15 protein-coding genes, 3 tRNA genes, 1 pseudogene and 1 riboswitch are annotated in these 21,250 nt (G+C 40.3%); of the genes and pseudogenes, 10 read left to right on the top strand and 9 right to left on the bottom strand.

The features are described from left to right. The first annotated feature begins 71 nt into the window (after positions 1-71). Together ACSLUR_RS18865 and ACSLUR_RS18860 are read left to right on the top strand one after the other, a co-directional pair. On the top strand, positions 72-386 hold the full coding sequence (locus ACSLUR_RS18865) for a hypothetical protein (protein ID WP_448556870.1): 315 nt from the start codon (positions 72-74) through the stop codon (positions 384-386). Between the two features lie 471 nt (positions 387-857). Beyond that, a protein-coding gene (locus ACSLUR_RS18860; protein ID WP_448556869.1) for an IS3 family transposase occupies positions 858-1,933 on the top strand; the annotation gives its coding sequence in 2 pieces (ribosomal slippage) (positions 858-1,107 and positions 1,107-1,933; 1,077 coding nt in all). 28 nt (positions 1,934-1,961) lie between these two features. Here ACSLUR_RS18860 and ACSLUR_RS18855 read toward each other — a convergent pair. Next, positions 1,962-2,997 (bottom strand): annotated as a pseudogene (locus ACSLUR_RS18855) (IS110 family RNA-guided transposase). Positions 2,998-3,127: 130 nt separating this feature from the next. On the opposite strand from ACSLUR_RS18855, the gene ACSLUR_RS18850 reads away from it, so the two are divergent. The 4 genes from ACSLUR_RS18850 to ACSLUR_RS18835 all read left to right on the top strand — a co-directional run bounded on the left by ACSLUR_RS18850 (position 3,128) and on the right by ACSLUR_RS18835 (position 5,132). Beyond that, positions 3,128-3,604 carry a hypothetical protein gene (locus ACSLUR_RS18850; protein ID WP_448556867.1) on the top strand — a complete coding sequence of 159 codons (477 nt, stop codon included), beginning with the start codon at positions 3,128-3,130 and terminating at the stop codon, positions 3,602-3,604. A gap of 165 nt (positions 3,605-3,769) precedes the next feature. Then, positions 3,770-4,231: a YccF domain-containing protein gene (locus ACSLUR_RS18845; RefSeq protein WP_448556865.1), complete on the top strand. Its 462-nt coding sequence runs from the start codon at positions 3,770-3,772 to the stop codon at positions 4,229-4,231. An 80-nt stretch (positions 4,232-4,311) separates the two neighbouring features. After that, a complete protein-coding gene (locus tag ACSLUR_RS18840) occupies positions 4,312-4,563 on the top strand; it encodes a hypothetical protein (protein ID WP_448556863.1) in 252 nt (83 codons plus the stop codon). Positions 4,564-4,676: 113 nt separating this feature from the next. Further along, entirely contained in the window at positions 4,677-5,132 is a 456-nt protein-coding gene (locus ACSLUR_RS18835; protein ID WP_448556861.1) for a GNAT family N-acetyltransferase, read from the top strand. Positions 5,133-5,308: 176 nt separating this feature from the next. Here ACSLUR_RS18835 and ACSLUR_RS18830 read toward each other — a convergent pair whose 3' ends face one another. Beyond that, entirely contained in the window at positions 5,309-7,927 is a 2,619-nt protein-coding gene (locus tag ACSLUR_RS18830) for a TonB-dependent receptor plug domain-containing protein (protein WP_448556860.1), read from the bottom strand. 501 nt (positions 7,928-8,428) lie between these two features. Here ACSLUR_RS18830 and ACSLUR_RS18825 point away from each other — a divergent pair. Continuing rightward, a complete protein-coding gene (locus ACSLUR_RS18825; RefSeq protein WP_448556858.1) occupies positions 8,429-9,187 on the top strand; it encodes a Nif3-like dinuclear metal center hexameric protein in 759 nt (252 codons plus the stop codon). Positions 9,188-9,365: 178 nt separating this feature from the next. Here the strand turns inward: ACSLUR_RS18825 and ACSLUR_RS18820 are convergent, their stop codons facing one another. From ACSLUR_RS18820 to ACSLUR_RS18800, 5 genes are all read right to left on the bottom strand, one after another. Beyond that, positions 9,366-12,248 (bottom strand): insulinase family protein, encoded by a 2,883-nt coding sequence (locus ACSLUR_RS18820; RefSeq protein WP_448556857.1) that lies wholly within the window; start codon positions 12,246-12,248, stop codon positions 9,366-9,368. 249 nt (positions 12,249-12,497) lie between these two features. Further along, a complete protein-coding gene (locus tag ACSLUR_RS18815; RefSeq protein WP_448556855.1) occupies positions 12,498-13,211 on the bottom strand; it encodes an ElyC/SanA/YdcF family protein in 714 nt (237 codons plus the stop codon). Positions 13,212-13,515: 304 nt separating this feature from the next. Next, positions 13,516-13,592 (bottom strand) — tRNA-Met (locus ACSLUR_RS18810). A gap of 63 nt (positions 13,593-13,655) precedes the next feature. Beyond that, positions 13,656-13,732, bottom strand: a tRNA-Met gene (locus tag ACSLUR_RS18805). Between the two features lie 162 nt (positions 13,733-13,894). Next, positions 13,895-13,971: transfer RNA gene (locus ACSLUR_RS18800), tRNA-Met, on the bottom strand. Between the two features lie 543 nt (positions 13,972-14,514). Then, positions 14,515-14,701: riboswitch (Lysine riboswitch) on the top strand. A gap of 191 nt (positions 14,702-14,892) precedes the next feature. Here ACSLUR_RS18800 and lysC point away from each other — a divergent pair. Further along, complete coding sequence (lysC, locus tag ACSLUR_RS18795) at positions 14,893-16,242, top strand: lysine-sensitive aspartokinase 3 (RefSeq protein WP_448556853.1); 1,350 nt, start codon at positions 14,893-14,895, stop codon at positions 16,240-16,242. A gap of 83 nt (positions 16,243-16,325) precedes the next feature. Here the strand turns inward: lysC and ACSLUR_RS18790 are convergent, their stop codons facing one another. Then, positions 16,326-16,766 (bottom strand): MarR family winged helix-turn-helix transcriptional regulator, encoded by a 441-nt coding sequence (locus tag ACSLUR_RS18790; protein ID WP_448556851.1) that lies wholly within the window; start codon positions 16,764-16,766, stop codon positions 16,326-16,328. A gap of 19 nt (positions 16,767-16,785) precedes the next feature. Next, positions 16,786-17,268, bottom strand: a complete 483-nt coding sequence (locus ACSLUR_RS18785; RefSeq protein ID WP_448556850.1) for a glutathione peroxidase — start codon at positions 17,266-17,268, stop codon at positions 16,786-16,788. Between the two features lie 285 nt (positions 17,269-17,553). Here ACSLUR_RS18785 and ACSLUR_RS18780 point away from each other — a divergent pair, with 285 nt between their 5' ends. Then, entirely contained in the window at positions 17,554-18,429 is an 876-nt protein-coding gene (locus tag ACSLUR_RS18780; RefSeq protein WP_448556848.1) for an NAD(P)-dependent oxidoreductase, read from the top strand. A 112-nt stretch (positions 18,430-18,541) separates the two neighbouring features. After that, on the top strand, positions 18,542-21,226 hold the full coding sequence (locus ACSLUR_RS18775; RefSeq protein ID WP_448556846.1) for a leucine-rich repeat domain-containing protein: 2,685 nt from the start codon (positions 18,542-18,544) through the stop codon (positions 21,224-21,226). Positions 21,227-21,250 lie beyond the last annotated feature (24 nt).

The following is a 21,250-nucleotide window of genomic DNA, read 5'->3' as shown; positions in this document are numbered from 1 at the left end:
AGCGATTACATTCGAGTTTAGGATATCAAACACCTGCTGAATTTGAGTCAGCACTAAATTAAACATGGAGCGTGTCCATTTTATCGGGGCAAGATCACAAAAAACCGTTGGCTTTTGCTCCTTCGTCGCTGATTTTAGCCAACAATTTTTTGCCCATTATGCGGGCGTTAGTGGAAAATATTAGCCATCCAGGAATCAAGGAAAGAGCAGATAGCTTAGGAAATATGGCTTCAAACTATCCTGTTTTATTTTCCTGCTTACTCTTTGTTATTTTAGTTTTTCTAGTTTATCGTGAGCTAAAAAAGGAAAGTGGTAACTTTCTAAAAATAGTTGTTTATTCAGTAGTTGCCTTGATCGCGTTGTGGCGTGCTGCAATTGATATATAACAAGCCAATTAAGTGCGGGACTGTTAAAGCTTGGCTCGGTTCCGCTTCGCTACACAGTTTAGCCAAGCATTTATCAGCCCCTTATTGGGGCTACATGGACTCCCCTTTGTCAAGCACAAGCAGCCTCTGACAACTAGAAAGTCTGACAGCAGCTCTACATTCGGCGTTTATTAGCATACTGCCGTAACAGTTTGTGCTATCGCCCTGATGATTTGCGCTTGAGCATGGCCTCATTCGTTAAACAGCGTCTTCTCTTTCAAGAAATGCGCTTCCCGACTAAACAGGCTTTTATGCTCTCGGTCTGACCGTGTTATCGTCAATCGCTTACGCTAAGACTCGGTGGGGTTAACCGTTAAGGTTACCTTTACAACTTCAACCTTTTCTATTTTACATAATCTGACCTTTCCCCCGAAATTAAGACCATGACTTTGATGAGATTTCCAATAAACTGGAGACAGTGGAGATCTCAAAATGAAAAAACGTTACACCGAAGAACAAATCATTCGAGCCATCAAACAGCATGAAACAGGCACTAAAGTTGACGATATTTGCCGAGAAATGGGCATATCTACTGGTACGTTTTATAACTGGCGTAGCAAATATGCAGGCCTTGAAGTCAATGAAGCAAAACGTCTTAAAGCGCTTGAAGCTGAAAACAATAAGCTCAAACGGCTATTAGCGGAAAAGCTGCTTGAAGTAGAAGGAATGAAGGATGTACTTTCAAAAAAGTGGTAAATCCTTCGGATAGAAAGCGGATAGCGAGTCATTTAATCGAACTGTTTCACCTCAGTGAACGAGTGGCTTGCCAACTATCAAGTGTCAGTCGCACTGCATTTCGATATCGTCCAAGAAAGAAGGCTGACACAGTCATAAGAGAGCGTCTAAGGGCTTTGGCAGCAGAATATCCTAGCTATGGATATCTTATGCTGCACGGGTTACTTAGAGCTGAAGGTTTAGTTAAAAACAAGAAACAAACTTATCGAATTTACACCGAAGAAGGCCTGCAAGTTCGCACAAAGAAGCGCAAGAAAATACAACGGCCTCGACTGCCCATGGAGGTGCCATCAAGATTAAATCAGCGTTGGTCGATGGACTTCGTATCCGATCAGTTGGCAAACGGTAGACGATTTAGAACACTTAATGTTGTCGATGATTACTCAAGAGAAATGGTTGGTCAGCTTGTTTGTGTTTCAATTAGTGGCAGACAAGTCGCTCGTTCCTTATCTCAGCTAATAGGTATGCGAGCAAGACCTAGCTCAATCGTTTGTGACAACGGCACTGAATTTACGAGTAAAGCGATGTTCTTCTGGTCGAAGGAAAGTCATGTGAAACTTAGCTTTATTCAGCCCGGAAAACCTACTCAAAATGCCTTTGTGGAAAGCTTAAATGGCAAGTTTAGAAATGAATGCTTGAACCAGCATTGGTTCAGAACGATGGAAGAATCTAGTTATGAAATCGATAAATGGCGTGAGCACTACAACCATATTCGACCGCATAGCTCACTGAATTATTTATCACCTGTTGAGTTCGCGAAACGGGCTGCTTAATATGAATTATCTCATTGAAGAAGCGGTACTAATTCAGGGGAAAGGTCAAATCAAATTGATATTCATTTCCACTTCGCAGCAGTGCCCATATCAACCGAGCATTCTTGGCTGCAAGCGCGACGGTTGCCCGTTTTAAACCCTCGTCGCTCAATTAAGTCTTGTACCCATAAACTGGTTCTATCTGTTTTGTGTTTACAGTTGGCTATTACGGCTCGCGCACCGTGAATGAGTGAGGTGCGAATATGCTTTTCACCACGTTTGGATATTCGACCAAGTTTCACTTGCCCACCCGTGGAGTATTGCCTAGGGACTAGGCCTATCCAAGCGCTAAAGGCGCGACTGGTATCAAAATCTTTTGGGTCACTTACCGTCGCAACAACCGCCGTTGCCGTGATTTCTCCAACCCCAGGAATGGTCATTAAGCGCCTTGCCGCGTTCATTTGGTTCGCGAGTTGATAGAGCTTTCGGTCATGTTTAAGAATTTGCTGGTTTAATGCTTTAATGTCTTGCCATAAGTCACTTAGTAGCTCTCTAGCGAGCATGGGTAAGTTGTTCTCACCATCTTCTAAGATGCCACTAATGGCATGTTGTGCCGGATACCGACCTTTGGGCATGACAATACCAAATTCTGCGAGCAAGCCCCGAAGCCGATTAATGAGTGCGGTTCTGTCCTTGATAGCTCCTTGGCGAATACGATGTAGGCAAAGCACCGCTTGCTGCTCGTCACTTTTTATGGTGACAAAGCGTGTTTTGGGGCGAGTTACGGTTTCGCATATCGCTTCGGCATCGTTAGCATCGTTCTTTTCGTTTTGGCGATAGGGAATAACAAATTTAGAGGCCATGATGCGTACTTCATGGCCAAGCATAGTGAACTCTCTTGCCCAGTAATGTGCGCCTGAGCAGGCTTCCATACCAATGATACACACGGGCAACTTAGCAATTTCAGCTAACAGTTTGTTTCGCTTAACAGTTTTTCGTAATTGACACTTGTCATGACTATCGACACCGTGGATACTGAAAACAGATTTGGCTAAATCGATGCCAATTGCTTTAATTAGTGACATATGGACTCTCCTCAATTGAAGCTACTTATCAACTTCACTATGGCACACTCGCTAGAGAAAGATGCCGAGCGGGGAGTCCATATCATTCGTTATGTTCCTAATTATGTATTTATCTTGGGCTGATAGTTAATTGAGTAACATTATTCCTAAAACTAAAGGTGAGCGATATACGTTCATATTCGGATTAATTTTCAGTGCTTTCATACTTTACTGGCTTATTGGCGCAGTAAATTTTGAAAAGACTAGAGGGTTGGATGAATTCAATGAAAGTATGTCGAACTTATCAAAGACAAGTAAGTATTACTTATTTGAGAGAGTAACAGATGTGTATGAAGATAAATTTTATAAGTCAGGAGTTTTAGGAGAAGAATTTTACAATTGTCTTAAAAATAGTTATGGAAATACAGCTCGAATAGCTACTGATTATAAGAAAATTTACCTTCGTTTAGAGCAAGGGGATTTTCGCTCATATTTTGTTTTAAATGTGTACGATGGAGAGAAAATTCTCTATGCAACTTTAACTGGGCATAAGGATGGTGAATATGGTTTTCGCTCAATTAGGTACATAGGGTTTAATTGCAATCTTGAATTAACAAGTTTCAACTAAACCTAAGGGTTAAAAGAAACATAACAAGCGAATTAACAGGGACAATGTAGTTCCCCCGTTTTAGTGGACAACTCCTTATCTCATTGAGGAGACCACTAATTGCATGTTATGTGTTTAATTAGAATCGTCCAGTTTTGATGAATTAATAAAGTATAAGGAAATAAAATGAGAACAATCGGTAATTTAATATGGTTTTTATTTGGTGGGATTTTTATGGGGCTGGCTTGGTGCTTTTTCGGGCTTTTGGCTTTTATAAGCATTGTAGGCATTCCATGGGGAAGAGCTTGTTTTGTTATGGCTGGTTTCTCTTTTTTCCCGTTTGGTAAAGAAGCAATTTCACGAGATGAGCTGACCCTTAATGAAGATATAGGCACAGGTGGTTTAGGTGTACTAGGAAATATTATTTGGTTTGTGTTTGCTGGATTCTGGCTAGCTATGGGTCATGTTTTTTCAGCAATCGCATGTTTTATCACTATTATTGGTATTCCTTTTTCTTTACAACACCTAAAACTTGCCGGAATTTCGATTGCCCCTATTGGAAAAACAGTAGTATCAAAAGAAATAGCTGCCGCAGCAAGAAATACAAATGCGGAAGCAGAGGTTGCAAATATGAGGTCAAATACATAACAAATTGTGCAAGCGGGACTTTGCAGTTCCGCTGTTTTGGCTGACACCTTCTTATCACAATAAGTTTAAAGGGAAATTAAATGTTCGAACTATTACTCGTTATTCTAACTTTTGCATCACCGATCTTAATTGGTATTTTTATTTCTAAGTATTTTAAATACAAATCAGAAGTAAATGCCCAATTGAAAGCGCTACAAAGTGGGCTTGATAGCAAGACAAACCTTGAGCTTCAAAATGAAGTAAAAGCATTAAAAGAAAGATTAGCCGCAGTAGAGGCTATCGTTACCGATAGTGGCTATGAGCTAAATCAGAAAATAGCTAATTTAAAATAAAGTGCATACTAAAAGAGGCTATGGCGCCTGCAATAAATTTTTAGTTGTTTATGCTGGCGTTAGACATTACATGAAAACTAAACCTCACTAACTCCCAAAAAACCAAACTCAATATGATAATTCGTGACTATTTAGAAAAAGACTGGACTCGTATCTGCGAGATACACGACTCAGCTCGATTAGATGAACTGCGAGGTGCCTCGCTAGAAAGTGCGTTCTTACCACTGGAAGTAGCTGCAGAGAATGAAGATTTGTTTGAATATGAAATATTGATTGCTGAGCAAAATGATCAAGTTGTTGGGTTTATTGCATATGACAAAGAAGAAATTGCTTGGTTATATGTTCATCCAACTACCTATCGTAGTGGCATTGGTAAAGCATTAGTGAAAGCTGTTATTGGGTCACCGGCTCGCATGTTTTCAATAGAAGTATTGAAAGGCAATAATGCCGCGTTAGCGTTTTATAAATCGGTTGGCTTTGTTGAAACTGGCATGGCTAGTGGTCAAATGCCTGGCAATGAAAAGTATGAAGTAACGGTACACGAGCTAAAAAATAGTATAGGCGCCTAATAGGCTGTTGAATAAATAAAAAGCTTTTACTGTCTTGCCGCTTTCTTTCAGATTTCAGTTTTGCTCTTGTAGCAATTCAGTTAGTTTAGTTTTTCTAAAGCTAATAAAAAACCAATAAAAAGCCATAAAAAAGCCCGACAATTGCCGGGCTTTTAAAGGATGATAAGCTGCTTATCTTAGAACTTATATGTTGCTTGTGCGTATGCAAAACGGCCTTGACCGTTATGTACGTTGACCACAAACCCCATGAAGTCGTGGTAAGCAAACGGAGGTTCTTCATTAAACAAGTTAGTTGCACCTAACGTTAGTACAGTGTCTTCAATGCCGTAATAGTTGATAGTGGCATCAACAGTAGTCATTGAATCAACTTTCTTATCGATGTTTAACGATGCTTCTTGGTCAAACTCACCAATGTAGTTAACCGCTACTGTCGCGCTAAAGTCATCTTTTAACCAGTCAACTGACGTTGTCCAACGCACTTCTGGCTGTTCGAAACCACCTTCTTCAGTACCACGGAAGTCTTCAAACTTAGTTACGTAGTTCATGATGTAACCAAAGCGGAATTGACCGTATTCAGTTTCTAGGTTGTAACGAATATCAATGTCTAAACCTGAAGTTTCTAAGTCACCAATGTTTTGGAAGCTGTCGTTAACTTGTATAACTTCACCTGGGTCACCTGGAATTGAAGTAGGGCGACGCTCTACGATGTTTGGATCTAAACCAAAGTTGTCCATTACAAACTGAGTATCAGAGTCGATAATGTCTTCAATATCGTAGTTGTAGTAGTCAATTGAGAAGCTTAAATCGTCGGTAACGTTGTAAATTACACCAAAGTTGTAGCTCTCTGACTCTTCTGGGCCAAGATCCGGGTTACCTTCGAACACCGCTGTATATTCTTGAGGGTCACATGCACGGTCTTGATCGCCAATTAATGCACAGCGCTGCGTATCAACTAAGTTAGGTGATTCGTCAGTGCGGCCTAAACCTAGCTGATGTAAAGAAGGTGCACGGAACGCAGTACCGTATGAACCACGAACACTTAAGTCATCACTTGGCGCCCATAAGAAAGATACTTTTGGATCGGTCGTCGTACCAAAGTCTGAGTAGTCTTCGTAACGCACCGCTAGTTGTACTTCTAAGGTATCAAGCACTGGAATTGCTAATTCACCGAAAATGGCGGTGTTATCACGTGAACCATTTGCTTGAGTTGCTTCGGTACCGAAGATGTCACCACGTAGGAATTGATCATCAGGGTTATCAGCAATGCTTTCTTCACGGTACTCAGCACCTAATGCAAGTAGTAGGTCACCGTGTTCCATTTCTAGTACAGGGCCAGAGATTTTAAAGTCAATTGAGCGGTTAGTTGATTTACCGACACGTACAGTTGTTGTTTCGATGTAATCAAGTGATTCTTGCGAGTTAGCAGAAGGCTCAAACGGGTTCCAGTAAAGGGTTGTACCATCATCTAACTGCACACCGTCAATGGCTTCTTGGATGCGGCGTGAGTTAGGGAAGCCGTCAACACCGCGCTCAGTTGATTCGCTCTTAATATAGCTGTATGCAAGTTCCCAGCTCCAGTCGTTAACTTCACCTTGTAAACCAAGAATTGCGCGGTAGTAGTCAGAATCAACACGCTTTTCACGGTTGCCGATATCTACTGTACGACGACGCATGGTTAAGTCTTGTTGATAGAACGGGTGATCTGGCATATCGGCAAATGGATGATTTGGGTTGTCGCCAGACATAAACAATTCGTTGAAGCTTGGGCTACCTGCACCGCGAACAATTGATTTTGAGTTTTGACCGTTTAACTCTGCAAATGCACGTACAGTGTCGTTAATTTCGTACTTACCCATGTAGTTCCAGCTAAAGCGTTCTGCATCTGGAATCATGGTCATGTGTGGCGCGTAATCGTAACGACAGAGGTTGTTATCGGGATCTTGGTCTTCAACTGGACAAATGTCGTTGCCGAATAAGTCAATCAAACGGTTTGACGGATCAGAGGCAAGGGCAATTGTACCTGGAATACCTGAAGATGAACGGAAATCAGTTGCTAATGGGTCGCCAGTTAGCGCTGCTTGGTTAGCTGAACGAGAGTAGTCGCGATCAGCGTATAATACTTCTTCACGATCAAAATATTCTAAGATGAACGTATGGCTAGATTTTTCAGTTTGATTACCAAACACTAAACTAAAGCTTTGTTCATCACCGCCACCATCGGCGGTTGTGCCCACTTTACCTGATAGTTCAACACCATCAACATCGTCGCGAAGTACAACGTTAATTACACCTGCAACAGCGTCTGAACCATAAGTTGCAGAAGCACCATCTTTTAAGATGTCTACTCGTTTAATGGCAGATAATGGAATGTTGTTGATATCAACGAAAGCGGTATCAATACCTTTAGCGAATGGACTTACCGAAACGCGGCGACCATTTACTAAGATTAGCGTTGAATCGGCACCTAGGCCGCGCAGTGATACTGAAGAACCACCATTAGCCGTATCATCTGAGCTGTTTGCTTGGGTTGAGAAAGTCCCTTGGCCAGAGATAGGTAACTTAGTGAATAAGCTAATTAAATCTGTGACACCGGTTTTTTGAATATCGTCTGACGATAAACTTGTGATCGGTGATGGGCCTTCCATACTGGTACGTTTAATGTGTGAACCAGTAATTTGAATGCGTTCGATTTCTTCGTTTGCTTCTTCGGCTACAGCGTTGAAACTTTGAGAGGCAAGCAGTGCTGCTGAAATGCTAAGCGCAAGTGACGTTTTCTTTGAAAAGAACTTTGTCATTTCCATATTTCCTTTTGCGTTATTTTGCTTTTGTTATTGGTGTCAAATCCTGATGGTAAACCATTGTTCACAAAGTGTTACAGGGGAGAAGCACTTAGTTCACTCGGTACAACATGACGCTAATTTTGTATCAAATAAATCAGCATATAGAAATAGGGTATATGTATATAACTTAATCAAATTGTAAATTATTCTGTCCGTAAATTATGCAATTTCGCGCTGCAGCCCTTGTATACACTTAGTTTCTTTACGATTTAGTTCGTACGAAAATAAATTTATAAAAAGCAACTGTTTGCTGAATTAATATTCACATAAGAAGCATAAATATGATTTAAGTGTTGTTTTTCGCATAAATTCTGAACACTAAAAAGCAAGTTTTTTGGGGCGAAAGTGCAAAATTTTGCTTAATGCTGTGCAGTAAATCTAACTTGTTGGGCGCAAGTGAAAGTAATTTGAGGTAAAGTAGGCGCAATCAAATGTTAGGTTATTTTTGGAATTTACATGCTTAGAACAGAATTCGTTCAATATTTGCAGGCACTTTTAAAACCCGAACAAATTAAAGATTTTTGCCCCAATGGATTGCAAGTGCAGGGAGCAGAGGAAGTCACCAATATTGTCACAGGGGTAACTGCTACAGAAGCCCTTATTGATGAGGCTATCGCTTTAAAAGCCGATACTATTTTGGTGCATCATGGGTATTTCTGGAAAGGTGAAAACCAAACGATTACAGGTATGAAATATCAGCGTATTAAAAAGTTACTTGATCACAATATTAACTTATTCGCTTACCACTTGCCGTTAGATATTCACCCTGAGCTTGGCAATAATGCGCAGTTGGCTAAATTGTTAGGCATTAAGGTCACAGGGCCATTAGAACTTGGTAATCCTGTCAGCGTGCCAATTCAAGGGGAGCTGCCGTTTGGTATTGATGGTGTCAGCTTTAACGAAATGATGAGTAAAAAGCTCAATCGCCAATGTTTACATATCGCACCACCGTCAAACAAACCAATAAAAACCGTGGCTTGGTGCACTGGCGGTGGGCAAGGTTATATCGAACTGGCAGCAGAGCAGGGGATAGATGCCTTTATTTCAGGTGAAGCTTCAGAGCAGACAACTCATATAGCGCGTGAAATGGATATTCATTTTTTTGCTGCTGGTCATCACGCTACTGAACGTTATGGCGCAAAAGCATTAGGTGAATTTGTTGCTCGTGACCTAGGCCTCAACGTTGATTTTGTTGATATTGATAACCCAGTATAAATACGAGCAATTCACTCGATAACAACACAGCCCAAACATTAGAAAGCGTTCGGGCTTTTTTCTTGTTAGGCCTGTTTATGGTCGATCTGATGTTTAGTTGCTCAGTTACTCAGTTATGCAATACCTTCAGGCTATGTCTTTAACTAATACCATCAAGCAATACCTTCAAGAAATACCCTTAAGATATGCTATCAACTAATGTTATCAACCAATCGTTAAACTCTTGGTAGGTCATTCTATTAATTTCATCAGAAATTAGTGCGTTGTAATCTAAGTTTATAAAGCTATTGTCTAACTGCCAATTTAGCTGATGTAGCTGCTGCTCGCGGCGATAGAAAGTATTCAATTGTTCAATGACGATTGGTTTAGCTTCCAAAAACTTTTGCTGATTAGTTGTTAAATTATTTTCATTGGTTAGTTGCGAAACGGTGTCGATAAAAAACACCTTTGTTATTTTGGCAAGCTCTGTTGCATTTACTTTTGAAGACTCTGCGACAAAACTAAACGCTGGTTTTTGAGTGTTCAGTAAAAGGCTTCCCGCATGATAAGCAAGTTGCTGCTTAACGCGAATCTCATCTCTGTATTCTCTTGTCGTCATCTGCTTAAACATATGAAGTAGCGCATTCGCTTTGACACTATCTTGACTGTGCAAAAATGGTAAGTTGGGGTTGAAAACAATGGTAAATGCTAACGCAGCTTGCTTCTCCGATGTGACATTTAAAATCTTAAATTGCTTAGCGAGACTACCCATCTCAGATGCATTTGTGTTGATTACATTAACTTTACTTGTACTTACGTTACTTGTATTTGCTGCAACTGGTTCAGAGTCGAGGTGCGTGACAAAGCGAGTTGAAAACTTATGGCTATTTGCGATCGAGTCTGTATAAATGGTCAGTGATGGTAGAATTTGCGCAACAAACGTTTGGTAGTCAGCAAGAGTTACAGCGTTAATTTGTTCAAGCGTTGCATTTATACTTGGCAAGCTATTACCTTGGTTGGTGGCAGCTTTAATAACCTGCCTGAATTCATTCTCTTGTAAAATATTCTCGTAATTGCGATAAGCGCTTTTTTTCAGCGCATCAAATTCTGCCGCGCTAAGCTTTTGCCGATGAAAAGGTGAAATAAGATCAAATGCGTAGTCTACTATGTGTGATTGCTTGCCGCTGAGCACAAGTCCAAGCGATTGGTTGGTGACCTTTTCATTAAAATGGTAGCCTGCTAACTCAGCATAAATATGATTATCTCCTAAGTTGCGGGTTAGCTGCTCGGCCATCAGCAAAAATAATACATAGCTATTTGGGTAAGCCATGCTCTCGTTTTTTGTGTCGTTATCAAACTCATTATTGAGTGTAAAGTTGCTTAGCCTTATCAGCAATGAATCTTCAATGGCAAATGCTGGATTTGTTACTATCTGCGCGGCTAATTTATCTTGCGCGGTAATCGATGAGCTTACTTCAGGTGTTTGCCTTTTTCTGGGCTTGAGGTAAGGGTTTTGTTTAGGTAGCGAGAAGCTATCATTCTTAGCGAATTGCCATTGAGTGAGCAACGTTGGTGAGATACGTTGCTCAGTGTAAGGCTTTAAGTAATGTGGTGTTTGTTGAGTCTTGCTCGTTAGCTGTTGACTACTGGAAACATACGCTTGAAAGTTATTTACCGAAAAGTGGCTTAGCAGCTTATCAATAGTGCTTTGAGTCACCGGCTTAGCGATATACATTGACGCGAATATATCGCTAGAATTTGCCACATGCATTTGGTTGGAAAGCTCACTCAACCAATCGCCAGGTTCCATTTCAATTGGACGCTTGTAATCACTGGCTTGGGTGGTTATAAGCTCCCGTTGTAAATAATCAGGGTGTTGGTTGGTTTTGAGGTGATTGAAATAAGCAAAGATGGCTTCAATTACCGTATTTATCTGGTGATAACCATCATTCGTTAGGTCAACATATATGTTTATCACAGTGTTAAGCTTGTCGCCATGCACGGCGGCAAAAGCGTTATGAGCGAGCCCTTTCTGATTTAAATAGTGAGCAAGTGAGCCTGAATTATTGTAGTCAAGCAAATAACGAATATAAGCTATCGCTTGTTTTTCGTTTGCAGGTACTTCAAATCGCAAGTCCAATGCTGGACGGTCGGTAGACGACAATACATCGATACGCTTGCCAAGATCATCTTTTTCGTAAAGTCGGCTGTATGGCATACGATGCGTTGAAAACTGTCGATTGCTTATTTTTGTGATTGGGTTTTGGTTTATGGTTTGGCCTAGCGTTTTAGGGCTTTTGAACACTTGTTTTACGATACCCTCAAGCGTGTTTAAATCTTGTTTACTGTAAACTGCCAACGTCATATTTTCGAGCTTATAGTAGTTTTGGTGAAACGCTTTTAAGGCGCTCGATACATGTTTAATGTCAGTTGTCGTCCCTTGAAGCGATATTTTATTGCCAACGTCCATATAGCGCGCGGAGTTATTTGGAGACATGTTTGCTTTAAAAACTGAAACAATGCCCGCAAAGTCGTTTGATTTACGGCTTTGAAATTCCTCGTCTACTTCTTCAATTGCGAGTTTAATGTCATCTTCTCGCATCAATGGATTGATTAACATGTCGTGCAAGCGAGTAAGGCCCTCAATTAAGGCGTCTGAGCTTGGGCTGTTGTTTAGCTGGAAATGATAGCGTGTGGTCAGAGGGCGAGTGGTGCCGTTACTCCACCCATTGTGCTTTTTTACAAACCCATCAAAATCTTTCGTGCCAGAGTATGATTTGCTTCCCAGAAAAACAGTATGCTCTAGTAAATGAGCTAGTCCCTGAAAAGACTTTGGTGAATGTCGCCCTCCGACATTAATGGTGATAGATGCCGCAGAACTTTTAGCTTGTGGATCTGAAAGTAGTAATACTCTGAGCCCATTATCCAGCTCAACATAGTTTGACAAGTTATTATCAAATGCTTCAGGGCTAGGTAATACATGATTTGCGAAAATGGCGGTTGAAAAAAACGTAGTGAATGCGCTGATAAACATCAACACATAGGCATTTAAGGACTTTTTTCTAAAGTCAAAGCGACACATTAGGGCGATATTCCTTTATCTAATATTGTTGTTTTTATTTTGTATATATTTAGCAGTTATGCTTAATCAAATTGCTATAACATATTGATAATAGTGTGAAATGATAAACAAAGTAAACGAGCTTTTAGTGGTGATAAATCAAATGCTAGGGAGAACACAGGATATATCTAGGGACAAAACTGCGATATAGCCTGCGTTACTATTATGATTGTTTAGCTGAGTTAGTAGAAAGTTAGGGGTTATAACTTGCTAGTAAGCAAGCCACTGCCAAATACGCCCCATGGTTTCATACCAAACAATGCTTGAGGTTTGAAGGTTTTTGGCACTCGGTACTAAATGAGGCCAAACAAAGTCCTGATCTGGGTTGATAGCGTAGTAACCAGCAGGCGCTGGTAATGGCTTAACTCCTTCTAATTCAAAATACTTCATTGCTCTGGGTAAATGGTAAGCGTCGGTAACTAAAACTGTTGTTTTTCCTTTTACTCGCGGCGCAATTAATTGTGCTTCTTCACGAGTATCTTTTGGGTAAGGTTCAACGATAATTTTGGCGTTTGGTACGCCTAACGCGATAGCGGCTTTTCGCACTGTTTCGGCGTTTGTTTGTTCGTCGTAAAGTCCATAGCCAGAAACAATTAACTTCGCCTCAGGGTGCAGCTTTAATACTCGAATTCCTTCGACCAAACGCCTTAAAGAGCAGGCTTTTAGTTGTGACGTCGCAGGTAGCGCATGATTTGTCGCATGCCCACAACCTAGCACAACAATGTAACTAATTGGCTTAATAGAGCGGCCAAAGCTTTCATACGTTTGCTCAAAAGGCGCTATTGTTTTATCTGCAACTGGGGAAATCGAGGAGATACCAAGAATTAGCGTCCCCGCGATTAAAGAGGTTCTGCTCAGTTTAGGTTTTAGCTTAAAAAACAAAGCGGCGATTATCAGTAACAGAAGAGATATATTGAGTGGCATAACAACCACTGCAATAATTTTTTTAAAGAGAAAAAAGTCCATTGGAAAATTAGGAGGCCATAGCGTATTTTTAAAGGCTAACTATATCAGCAGATGTTTTTGAAGTTAAAAGGAAATTAAAGTACTAAATTGTGAAAGGGCAATTGAAAAACAATGTATGCGCGAAGTGCTTTTTTTAATTAGAGTGACTATATGAGCGTAAACTAATGGGGCATTTTATAGCGTATCGAAATGCAGGCGTAATTTAGGTTTAAAGATGAGGAAGTTACTAGAGTGAGTTCTTGGTTTTCATGATAAGAGAAGTTGGTTGCGGGAGCCGGATTTGAACCGACGACCTTCGGGTTATGAGCCCGACGAGCTACCAGGCTGCTCCATCCCGCGTCCGAATGGTTTACTGAGTAAACGAGCCAAGATTGTTTTACTTCTGAATCTATAACGAAGAATTGGTTGCGGGAGCCGGATTTGAACCGACGACCTTCGGGTTATGAGCCCGACGAGCTACCAGGCTGCTCCATCCCGCGTTCGAATGGTTTACTGAGTAAACGAGCCAAGATTGTTTTACTTCTGAATCTATAAAGAAGAATTGCTTGCGTGAGCCCTTGATTTTAAAAGAGCTAACCGACGATTGAGTCGTCTTCCGTACAACAATTAATGTTTGTTTTGCTTCTAACATCTAAAGAAATTGGTTGCGGGAGCCGGATTTGAACCGACGACCTTCGGGTTATGAGCCCGACGAGCTACCAGGCTGCTCCATCCCGCGCCAAGTATTGTAACAGTTTGAGTCAGTTACCAACGACTTCACTTTCTAATGAAGTGTTCATTATCAGAGATTTATTGCATCTCTGTGAAAGCGAGGCGTATGTTAAGGATAGTTAATGTGATTTGCAACTGCTTTTTTGAAGGATTTTACTGCTCGCTCTAATAGTGAGCAAAAAGGTGCGTAAATATACGTATTTGTCGTGTTTGCTATCACAACCTGTTCATTTTTCTGGGCAAGTATCGAGGCTATAGCAGCTCACACTATAGTTACTTCCTGCGAATAGTTGCCTTTGGCAGTTACGTTCAACGATTTGCTTAAATGATTTATCTAAGCACATCTTTTAATTCAACCTATCACAGTATTTTCCTTCTCTCACTTCTCTTTAATGAAATACGAGATAGAAAATCTACAACGCAATTAGCATCAGATATTACAAACAATTGTTTAGACATCTAAATGCCTATTGATCACAACGAATAATTAATGTTTAATGAGGGCGTTATTGAGTTTTTACTTTAAATGTTTACAAGATAAATACTCGCTAACACCAGAAGAGGAGCGATAGCCAGGTAACTAACGTTAGGGTCACTGCCCGTTATGCGTTAATGAGGGGGACTATCGCCGAGGATTTAGTTTGAGTGACAAACTAAATTCGGTCATTAGGGTTGAATCCCTAAGGCTGTCACCAGTAACGAGGTAATCGTTAAATAGGTGGAGAGCTTCTGGCTGAAAATGTCTTGCTTTTGGGCTTCAGAATATCCTCAGCCGTGCTCTTCCTTTGTTGTAAGTAGTTTTTTGCTATATAGGGAGACCCTTTAATGAACATTATCACCAAAATCCACAATCAACTTGCGGCGTGTTTGCCAAGCACCCTTGAAAGTACAATTGAATCTAGCGACTGGGCTAGTGATTGGGGGATTTATGTCTAATTTTACGGTTGCAAAATTTGGTGGTACTAGTGTTGCTAACCATCAAGCGATGGAGCGCTGTGCAACGATTATCAAAAATGATCTCGCCAATCGTGTTGTTGTGGTCTCGGCGAGCGCTGGTATTACCAATCATCTAGTGCGTCTAGGGCAGGAGAGTGTACCTGCGACAGAGCGCAATGAAATTATCGCGAGCATTCGTGAAATTCAATTCAATATTATTGAAGCTTTTACGGGCGACCATAACCTTGGTGACTTTGTTGATGAAAAGCTCTCGCAGCTTGGTGAAATAGCTGAAACTCAGGCGCAGCAGCATAATGTGAAAAATGCTGATGAGATTTTGTCTTTTGGCGAGCAGCTTAGTTCAGCGTTATTTACTCAAGTGCTTAATGAGCTTGGTGTTAACGCCAAATGTTTTGATATTCGCCAAGTCATGAAAACCAACAGTTTGTATGGACAAGCTGTGGTAGATGTCGAAGCACTTAAAACAAACTCCATTGAGCATTTAGCGCCACTCACAAAAGACTGTGTGATTGTTACGCAAGGCTTTATTGGCCAAGATGGGTTGGGGCATACCACGACGCTTGGCCGTGGCGGCTCTGATTACAGTGCTGCATTAATTGCAGAAGCGCTCGATGCCACTAATCTCAGCATTTGGACTGACGTGGTCGGGATTTTTACAACGGATCCGCGCATTACTGATCAAGCTCGCGCTATTCCTGAAATCAGTTTTGGCGAAGCGGCTGAAATGGCTACATTCGGTGCAAAAATTTTGCACCCAGCAACGCTTATTCCTGCCATGCGACAAAATATTCCGGTATTTGTCGGTTCGAGCAAAGAGCCAGAACAAGGTGGTACTTTTATTCAGCAAAGCGTTTCTTCATCACCTACATATCGCTCTATTGCATTGCGCCGAGAGCAAACCTTAGTAACGGTGAAAAGCCCAGCGATGTTACATGCCAGTGGTTTCTTGGCCAAGGTGTTTGCAATTTTAGCCAAGCATGAGCTCAGTGTTGATTTGATTACAACCAGTGAGATTAGTGTTGCGTTGACATTCGATAATCCAACGGGCAGCACACAGTCTCTGATTAACAATTCGGTATTGGCAGAACTTGAGCAACTTTGTGAAGTGTCTGTTGAGCACGGCTTGTCACTTGTTGCGGTAATTGGTAATAACCTTCATGCAACTAAAGGACTAGGTAGCAGTGTGTTTGACAAAATTAACGACTTTAATATTCGTATGATTTGTCACGGTGCAAGTTCAAACAACTTATGCTTTTTAGTACCAGAGCAAGATGCAAATACGGTTGTTGAACAACTTCACGATACACTTTTTGCTGCTTAGCTTTACTGGTTTAGCTTTTGATTGTTATTGGCAAATGAAACATACAAAAGTGCGCTAGGTGTTTTACGCATTTATTGCAAATATTAACCTAGCTGTGCTTTTGTATTGTTTAACACCTTGTCGAGCGTTTGCTGCAAATTCACTACTTCTTCTATCGACAAGCCAGTTAGTGAAAACATAGTTTCTGGTATTTGCGCGGCTTGTTGTTTTAGCTGCTTCCCCTCTTTGGTAAGGCTAATGCGCACAGAGCGCTCATCTTGTTCACTTCGCGTTCTAGCTAGCAGGTTGGCTTGTTCCATTCGTTTTAACAGTGGCGACAAAGTTCCCGTGTCTAGATCTAGTTGTTGACAAAGGGTTTTAATAGGCACACTTTGCTTGGCTTGCCACATTACCAACATCACTAAATACTGCGGATAGGTAAGCCCCAATGCTTTTAGCAAAGGGCTGTATAGCTTAGTAATGGTTTTGTTTAAGCTGTACAGCCGAAAGCAAAGCTGTTTTTCTAGTTTTAAGTTGTCACTCATTACTTTTTTCGTCTGCAGACTAAAGCAGGGCCTTTATCGCTGGTTCTATGGCTTTAGGTTTAGTCATTGTTGAATAACGTTGAATAACTTTGCCATCGCGACCAACTAAAAATTTCGTGAAATTCCACTTGATACCTTGGCTACCGAGAATGCCCGGAGCTGCTTGCTTTAAATGCTTGTAAAGTGGGTGAGCGTTGTCGCCATTGACATCAATTTTGGCAAACAAAGGAAACTGAATATTAAAGTGTAAATCGCAGAATGATTTTATTTCTTCGTTACTGCCTTTTTCTTGCTCTTTAAATTGATTACAAGGGAATGCCAGAATTTCTAAACCCTCATCTTTATATTTTTCGTAAAGATCTTGCAAACCTTCATACTGTGGCGTGAATCCACAAGCACTTGCAGTGTTTACAATAAGTAGAACCTTACCTTCATATTCTTTAAGCGATACGTTTTCACCACGATAATCTTGGGCGTTGTAGTCATATACAGAAGACGACATATTATTTCCTTTTTAAAAGTAGTAACTTGTTATTAATATTGCGCATAATTAAGTTGTACGCAATATAGATAATAAAGTTCACTTTATAATGGTTAAAAAGAAAAATTTATTTTTGGTGAGTTACAAGCTACGAGGTCATGCGTATTGATTGAATAGATTGATACTAATACGGCTTAATTTTCAGTAATATACTGGTTGATATAACACTGACATAGCAAACGTAGTTATCGATAATTGATTGTTAGCGTTTGATATTAGTTTGATCATTTTTAATTAGGAGAGAGCATGGCAAATGTAGCATTTATTGGCTTAGGGGTTATGGGGTATCCGATGGCTGGTCACTTAGCAAAAGCAGGCCATCAAGTAAATGTATACAACCGTACTCATTCAAAAGCTGAGCAGTGGGTTGAGGAATTTGGTGGATCATGCTTTAAAACGCCTAAACAAGCGGCAACTGGCTGTGACATTGTGTTTACGTGCGTTGGAAACGATGATGATGTTCGCTCAGTTTGTTTAGGTGATGATGGTGCGTTAGCTGGTATGTCGGCGGGCTCAATTCTAGTTGATCATACAACCGCATCCGCAGAGCTAGCGCGAGAATTAGCGCAGCATGCAAAAACACAAAATGTAGGCTTTTTAGATGCACCTGTCTCAGGTGGTCAAGCTGGCGCAGACAATGGTGTGTTGACTGTGATGTTAGGGGGCGATCAGGCAACTTATCAAACAGCGAAGCCTGTTATGGCTGCATACTCGCTGTTCACGCAATTAATGGGTGAAGTAGGCAGTGGTCAACTGGCGAAAATGGTTAATCAAATTTGTATCGCGGGTGTTGTGCAGGGGCTTGCTGAAGCTTTCACTTTTGCTGAAAATGCCGGCTTAGATCCAGACTTGCTGGTTGAGACGATTTCAAAAGGAGCAGCAGGCTCATGGCAAATGGAAAATCGCTACAAAACGATGTTTGAAGGCGAGTACGATTTTGGCTTTGCGGTTGATTGGATGCGTAAAGATTTATCCATCGCTTTTGCCGAAGCAAAGAAAAATGGCACACAATTGCCAATGACCGAAATGGTCGATGGTTTTTATCAAGAAATTCAACAAGGTGGCGGTAATCGTTGGGATACATCGAGTTTGATTTCTAGGTACAAGAGCTCTAAACTATAACTTCGTATTAAACGCTAGTTTTATAGAATAAATTTTACTCAATTAGCAACGGAATGCTAATGACAACATTGCTGTTTTTATTGCGTTCCGTTGTATTGATAAGGATATTTTTGTGAACCCATTTTCAAAAAAACTATTTTCAGCTTCACTCATTACGCTTGCATTAAGTGCATGTGGCGGTGGAGGAAGCGAGAGTAGCACTCCAACTCCAACTCCAACACCTGAACCAACCAATAAGTCGCCAGTTGTTGACCCCATGAGTAAACAAGAAGTTCAAGAGCGAGATACTTTTAGTATAGAAGCCATTGCAAGCGACAGTGACGGTTCAATCAATAGTTATAAGTGGGAACAGAGTACTGGTACGCCAGTGTTGAATTTGGTTGAAGATGCAGCCACTTTGTCTTTTACGGCCCCTTCTATTAGCGAATCCGAGACGCTCAGTTTCACTATAACGGTAACCGACAATGATGGCGCAACAGCGAGTCAAACATTAGAAGTCCAATTGAATGCTTATGCAGAAATCAATACTTTGACTTTTGAAGATACAGGTATTCAACGTTGTATTGAAGCGACTCCACAAGCGGATGTTGGGCTCGAAAGTTTGTTGTGTAACGGCATTCAAATAGCTAGTTTGAGTGACCTCAAAAACTTGGCTAGTTTAACAGAGTTAAGTGTTACAAATGCGGGCTTGACCGATTTAACCGGCATAGAAGACATCGCTGGACTAACTAAGTTGAATGTTGCCAACAATCAACTGCGCGATGTCGAGGTAATCTTCTCTTTAAGTGGATTAGAGTCTTTAGATATCAGTGATAACAATATAACTCAGTTGTCATCTAAAATAAGTGATTTAACTAATTTAACTTCATTAAACCTCTCTAAAATTTCAGGTTCCCGTTTTTACCCAACGATAGACCTTGAGTTTATATCGCCATTGACAAGCCTTAAAGAGTTGGAAGTTAACAATAGTCGCATCAGCAGCGTTACTGAGTTAGCTTCTTTAACATCGCTTGAAGTATTAGATTTGAACCATGTAGACGGATTAAATACGCTGAGCTTTCTGACTAGCCTCGACAGTTTAAAAGAGCTAAAGATGGCGAGCTCTTCTGTCGCTGACTTGACTGCATTAACTTCTGTAGAAAATATAGAAGTGCTCGACTTAACTAATACTAGAACGGAAGATTTAACTCCTGTTTATGGTTTGCAAAATTTAAAAAGCTTAAACATATCTGGCACATTCGCGAATATAGATATCGAGGCAATAAGCGCGAAGGAGAGTCTAGAAAGCTTGAATATTGCCAATAACGATAACCTTGAGAATTTATCTGCATTGTCAAAGTTTTCTAACATTAAAACTCTGAATGTTAGTGATATTGATTTATCGACTATTTCATTTGTTTCGACTATGTCGCAATTGGAGCATTTGTATATTGGCGCTAATTTTAGACTTTCTGATATTACCGCTCTAACTAATGTTAGTTCACTGAAAACACTAGATATTTCCCAAAATAGCAACTTAAGTGATTTATCTCCAATTGCCGCATTAACTCAGCTAGAGCAGTTAGGCATGGTTGATATATATCGCTCAAACATCGACCTCTCTGGGTTTGAAAATTTGACCCAATTAAAAGGGCTATTAGCTGGTGGAAATCGGTATGATGATTTAACCCCGTTAGCAAGCTTAGTAAACCTTGAGGTGTTGGATTTATCTTATGCGGAATTTGATGAAATTTTTGACTTTAGTAATTTAGCTAAATTGTCAGAGTTTTCCATTATAAACAATTATGCACTAACCGACCTAACAGGCCTTGGCAGCGCGCCTACATTGACAAGGCTAACGCTAGACCGTGTGAGCAATGTAACAGATTTTTCGTTTATTGCGAGTTTAGAAAGCTTGGAGCAGCTAGAAGTAAACTCTAACGGATATGTTGAGTCGCTGGAGATGCTTGAAGGATTGAAAAATCTAGAGCGAGTCGCATTCACAAATCTAGATTCTTTAACTAACATCGATGCATTAATGACGCTAGATAAACTCGTTTATATTAACCTAAATAACACGAGAAAATTATTGTGTGAAGATATTGCGAACCTAGAAGAAACATACCCCAATGCTGAAATATATACGTATCATAATTGTGTTGAAAAGCCTGTTGATTGGAGTTTAGTCACGGACGAAAGTTTTAAGGATTGTATAGCTAACATTATCGATATTGCCGACGTTACTAATATTTCTTGTTATTCTAGTGATATATCTAGCTTGGCAGGTATTGAGCAATTCGAAAATGCAACTAACGTTAGGTTTTATTATACAAATCAAATAGCGGATTACACTCCTTTGTTATCTCTGAGCAAATTAAGAACCATTGAAATAAATTATACAGAACTAGAGTCTATGCCAGATTTTTCAGGCTTAACTGAATTAACAACTCTTCAGTTGGAAAATAGTGATTTAAGCGACATAAGTGAATTGTCAAAATTAACTCAAGTAACATCACTAGGGCTTAGCGGTAACGAAATTGCCGATTTGTCTCCATTACAAAACCTAACGTCATTGACGAATTTGAGACTTAGTAGCAATAACATTAGTGATTTGTCTGCTTTATCAAATTTAACGTCATTGAGAGACTTGGATCTTGATAGAAATGAAATATCTGATGTTTCACCTCTACAAAGCTTAACTGAATTGAGAACGTTAGAGCTATATGGAAACTCGGATATTGATTGTGACGCACTAGAAAGTTTAGCGTCTGTATTAACCAATGCTTACTTTATTAACCTTCCTTCTCATTGTCGTTAAATTAATGGCAATGAAGAATTAGGC

The sequence above is a fragment of the Thalassotalea montiporae genome, from assembly GCF_053485855.1.
The sequence above is the reverse complement of the archived record's forward strand: the minus strand, read 5'-3'. Positions and strand labels throughout refer to the sequence as shown.